Source organism: Reyranella sp., assembly GCF_050185545.1.
Classification (GTDB): domain Bacteria; phylum Pseudomonadota; class Alphaproteobacteria; order Reyranellales; family Reyranellaceae; genus Reyranella.
Window position 1 is genome coordinate 1 of record NZ_JBFWZI010000330.1, and the last position, 4,466, is coordinate 4,466.

At 68.6% G+C, this 4,466-nt stretch carries 6 protein-coding genes; all 6 read right to left on the reverse strand.

Annotated elements, in window-relative coordinates:
- On the reverse strand, positions 1-404 hold a 404-nt coding region (locus AB7O82_RS37475), incomplete at its 3' end, for an electron transfer flavoprotein subunit beta/FixA family protein (protein WP_428621828.1).
- Positions 405-598: 194 nt separating this feature from the next.
- Positions 599-1,054 (reverse strand): N-acetyltransferase family protein, encoded by a 456-nt coding sequence (locus AB7O82_RS37480; protein ID WP_428552352.1) that lies wholly within the window; start codon positions 1,052-1,054, stop codon positions 599-601.
- Between the two features lie 2 nt (positions 1,055-1,056).
- The gene (locus AB7O82_RS37485) at positions 1,057-1,650 is read right to left on the reverse strand and encodes a cob(I)yrinic acid a,c-diamide adenosyltransferase (protein ID WP_428552355.1); all 594 of its coding nucleotides are present in this window, start codon (positions 1,648-1,650) and stop codon (positions 1,057-1,059) included.
- 4 nt (positions 1,651-1,654) lie between these two features.
- Entirely contained in the window at positions 1,655-1,864 is a 210-nt protein-coding gene (locus AB7O82_RS37490; RefSeq protein WP_428552357.1) for an HIG1 domain-containing protein, read from the reverse strand.
- Between the two features lie 216 nt (positions 1,865-2,080).
- Positions 2,081-3,535, reverse strand: coding sequence for a flavin monoamine oxidase family protein (locus AB7O82_RS37495; protein ID WP_428552360.1), 1,455 nt, complete (start codon positions 3,533-3,535; stop codon positions 2,081-2,083).
- Positions 3,532-4,179, reverse strand: coding sequence for an HAD family hydrolase (locus AB7O82_RS37500; RefSeq protein WP_428552363.1), 648 nt, complete (start codon positions 4,177-4,179; stop codon positions 3,532-3,534). Before AB7O82_RS37500 ends, AB7O82_RS37495 begins: the two co-directional genes overlap by 4 nt.
- Between the last annotated feature and the right edge of the window lie 287 nt (positions 4,180-4,466).

The window sequence follows — 4,466 nt, forward strand, 5'->3', positions numbered from 1 at the left end:
AGCAGGGCAGCCAGCATCTGGCCGGTCTGGTTGGAATCGTCGTCGATCGCCTGCTTGCCGACGATCACCAGGCCGGGCTGCTCCTTGTCGACCACCGCCTTCATCAGCTTGGCGACCGCGAGCGGCTGCAGCTCGGCGTCGGACTGGACGAGCACGCCGCGGTCGGCTCCCATCGCGAGCGCCGTGCGGATCGTCTCCTGGCACTGGGCGGGGCCGGCGGAAAAGGCGATAACCTCGGTGGCCAGTCCCTTCTCGCGCAGGCGGATCGCCTCTTCCACGGCGATCTCATCGAAGGGATTCATGGACATCTTGACGTTTGCCGTCTCGACACCCGTGTTGTCGGCCTTGACGCGGATCTTGACGTTGTAGTCGATGACCCGCTTGACCGCGACCAGCACTTTCATCGCGTTGCGCCTATAGGTGAGTTGCGGCCGGACCTCCCGCCCGGCGAAGGGGTCTTCGTGTAGGGGTGTTCAGGCGAACATGTCAAGACGATGTCGCACTGCACAAGGCCGCACCGTGAAAGGTTTTCTCTCATTTTTTCAACAAGTTGAGGCTATTGGGAGCCTGTGCGGAGGCCTGCCGGCAAGACATGGGTCTATTGCAGCGCGACATCGTAGCGGACGTAGTCCGTGACCGGCACGATGCGCTCGTAGAGCGCCCGCGCCGCGGTGTTGCCGGCTTCCGTATGCCAGTAGAGCCGGCGCCAGCCGCGCTCCTTTCCGCGCGCGATCAGCGCGTCGACGAGACGGCGCCCGACACCGCCGCCACGCGCCACCGGGTCGACCCACAGGTCCTCGAGGTAGCAGACCATGCGGGCGCTGAACGTATGCGGGTGCAGAATGTAGTGGGCAAAGCCGACCGGGTTCTTCGCCCCGGCGTCGACGGCGATCAGGGCGCCCATGGCGACGTCCACATCGGTCAACCGTCGCCACAGCTCGTCGTTGTCGGCCGCCGCCGGCGAAACGCCGTAGTGGGCGCAGTTGCCCGACCACATGCGATCCCAGGCCGCGCGATCGGCCAGGGTCATGTCGCGCACGTCGATCCGCGCCATCGTCAGCGTGCTCCGCCCGGCACCCACAGCACATCGGAGGCGCCGTTGTCGTTGAGGCGACGGGCCAGCACGAACAGATGATCCGACAGCCGGTTGACGTACTTGATCGCCTCGGGGTTGATCGTCTCCTCGGCAGCGAGGCGGGTCATGCGCCGTTCGGCCCGGCGCGCCACCGTGCGGGCGAGATGCAGCCAGGCTGCGGCCTCGCTGCCGCCGGGCAGGATGAAGGACTTGAGCGGCGTCAGCTCGGCGTTCATGGCGTCGATCTCGCGCTCCAGCCGCTCGACCTGCGAGGCGACGATGCGCAGCGCGCCCTCGCCACGTTTGGCCTGGCCTTCCGGCGTGCACAGATCGGCGCCGAGATCGAACAGGTCGTTCTGGATGCGGCCCAGCATGGCGTCGGCTTCCGCCATGCGCGAATCGTCCGATGCTGTGCGGGCGATGGCGTTGCGCGCCAGGCCGATCACCGAGTTGGCCTCGTCGACCGTGCCATAGGATTCCACCCGCGGATCATGCTTGGCGACGCGCTCGCCGCGCCCGAGCGATGTCTGCCCGGCGTCGCCGCCGCGCGTGTAGATGCGGGTCAGCGTCACCATCGGCTCAGCTCCTGCTCGCGAGATACCAGAGGAGGATCAGGACGATCGTCAGGAACTGCAGGCGCACGCGCCACCACATCAGGCGATTGCTGCGCCGTCCGCCCTCGATGGTGCTTTCGACGTTGCGGCTCATGCTGACCAGCCCGGCGAACAGCATGCCGAGTGTCGCCAGCCCCGAGACGATGACCATGAAGAACAGGATCTTGGCGAGCATGGTGCGGACTCTCTTGTTCTCCTCCCTCCGCTGGGAAAGTGTCCGCGTCTTCGCGGACGGAAGGGTCATGGTCTTCCTGGACCGCGGGCGTCTCGCCCGCTCATGCTCGTGATCATGAGCGGGCGAGACGCCCGCGGTCCAAGAAAGCTTGACCCCTCCGTCGCCGATTACGGCGACACCGCCCCAGCGAAGCTGGGGAGGAATCATGAGCTCAATCTAGTCATTGTGCCGGCCGGCGCCAGTGCGGGCGCCGGCCCACGGCCGCATGTCGCGGCGGGCGGCCGTCCCGGTGGCGGCACGGAAGAGCGCTTCAGCCGCCTGCTCGCCCGACCACAAGGCTGCGTGGACCGTGCCGTACTCGACCGGTTCGGTGGCCTCTCCGGCGAAAAAGACCCGTCGTCCGAGCGGCCGCGCGTGACCTTCGCGGTCCCCCGGCGCGCTGCCGACCCCGGGATAGGAATAGCCGCCGCGCGACCATGGATCGCTCACCCAGCGCGGAAAGAGCATGCCCTGCGGTCGCGGGATGCCCTTGCCGAACATCTTGCGCAGCGAGCCCATCGCCACCTCCTCGACCTCGGCGTCGCTCGACGAGCGGTCGAGGTTCACCGAGATGGCGCCGTTGGTGAAGCTCAGCAGGATCGGCAGGCCGGTCTCCTGAACGTGGCTTACCCAGGTATTGAAGGTGCCGCGCTTGTCCGGCGAATCGGGCAGGCGGCCGAACCATTTCGGCTGCTCGGGCCAGAAACGCTCGGGAAAGCGCAGGTAGATCTTGCCCAGCGCCCCCGCCCCGTAGCCGAGGCGGTGCAGCGCCTTCTGCTGCAACTCCGGCGGCAGCGGATCGAGCGCCGGCAGGCCGGCGCGCAGCAGCCCGACCGGCACGGCAATCACCGCGCGCTCGGCCTCCAGCCGCTCGCCGCTCTGCAAGGTCGCAACAATGCCCGCGTCGTTCCACGCAATGCGCTGGACGGCCGCGCCCAGGCGGATCGACAGGCCGCGCGCGGCATCGTCGATCAGCGCCTGGAAGCCGCCGCGCGGCTGCGCATTGCGCTCCAGCCCTTCGAGCGGAAACCATTCCTCGGCCGAGATCGCCTCGTAGGGCGCGCCCTGCACGCCTTCGCTCATCTCGACGAAGGTCGCGACCACGAGCTTGTCGATCTCGGGCAGCCAGCCGGCGCGCAGCAGCGGATCGACGGCATCCTTCACCGAGATCGAGCGCGGCCCCCAGCTGCGCGCCATTGCCTTGCTCTTCCAGGCCGCCCATTCGATCGCCACCTTGAAGGCGGCCCGCCCGAGCACGGCGCGACGGCGCTGTCCCTCGCGCGTCGGCGCCGTGGCGCGATCGTCGATCAGCAGCCGGTCGCCCTGCGATTCGACGAGGGCGATGCCCAGCTTCTCGCACCACAGGGTGAGCGGGTTGCCGTCGACGCCATGCACCCATGAGCCGCCGAGATCGAGCGGGACGCCGAGCGAGCAGTCGGTCCAAGTCCTGCCGCCCAGACGCTGCCGCGCCTCGAGCACCGTGACGGCGAACCCCGAATCGTGCAGCAGGCGCGCGGCGACGATGCCCGCCATGCCGGCGCCGACGACGATCACGCGTTCGGGCACGCGCTCGGGCCTCGCCGCGCCCATCGACCACGAGGCGGTCCACGGGCCTGTCCGCTGGCCGGTCATCGCAACACCAGGCCGGGCAGCAGTGTCATGTCGTCGAACAGCTCGCCGCCCGCGACGGCCAGGCCAACCCGATCGGCGTAGGGCGCCCCGGCGTAGGCCAGCACGCGCATGCCGGCCGAGCGCGCCGCCTGCACGCCCGGCACCGAGTCCTCGATCACCACGCAGTCGAATGGCTGGACGTCGAGCGACAGCGCCGCGTGCAGGAACAGGTCGGGGAACGGTTTTCCGCGCGCGACCTGGCCGGAGCTGAAGATGCGGCCGCCGAACAGGTCCCACAGGCCGGTGAGGCCGAGGGTGAAGCGCATCTTCTCCGGCGCGCCGGAGCTTGCCACGCAGGTCGCGATGCCGGCCGCCTGCAGCGCCAGCACGGCTTCCTTGACGCCCTCGACAGGCTGCAGCGGCGCGTCGCGGAAATTGCCGTAGGTCACCGCCTGCATCTTCTCGAGGAAATCGTCCGGCAGCCGGCGCCCGAGCTCGGCCTCGACGATCTCGACACAAGATTTGAGCGAGCGCCCGAGCAGCCGCCGCATCGTCTCCTCGATCGACCAGTCGAGCCCCTGCGCACGCACCGCGGCGGAAAAGCTCGCATTGGCGATCGGCTCGCTGTCGACCAGCACGCCATCGCAGTCGAAGATCGCTAGCAAGAGTGCGCCGCTCCTTCATGCTCCTCCCCAGCTTCGCTGGGGAGGTGCCGCCGTCTTACGGCGACGGAGGGGTCATGGTCTTCCGGACCGCGGGCGTCCCGCCCGCTCATGCTGTTATTGCAGCTGCTGATGACAATGAGCGGGCGGGACGCCCGCGGTCCATGAGTCATGACCCCTCCGCCCCGTATGACGGAGCACCTCCCCAGCGAAGCTGGGGAGGAGAATGATACGCGGCGCATGTTCTTAAAAGGCTTGTCGCCCGCCACCGTGACGCGGTTGCCGCTGCG

Bases quoted from the DNA above. Each gene is read 5' to 3' on its own strand.
- AB7O82_RS37495 (WP_428552360.1), bottom strand. From the start codon at position 3,535: ATGACCGGCCAGCGGACAGGCCCGTGGACCGCCTCGTGGTCGATGGGC.
- AB7O82_RS37485 (WP_428552355.1), bottom strand. From the start codon at position 1,650: ATGGTGACGCTGACCCGCATCTACACGCGCGGCGGCGACGCCGGGCAG.
- AB7O82_RS37490 (WP_428552357.1), bottom strand. From the start codon at position 1,864: ATGCTCGCCAAGATCCTGTTCTTCATGGTCATCGTCTCGGGGCTGGCG.
- AB7O82_RS37480 (WP_428552352.1), bottom strand. From the start codon at position 1,054: ATGGCGCGGATCGACGTGCGCGACATGACCCTGGCCGATCGCGCGGCC.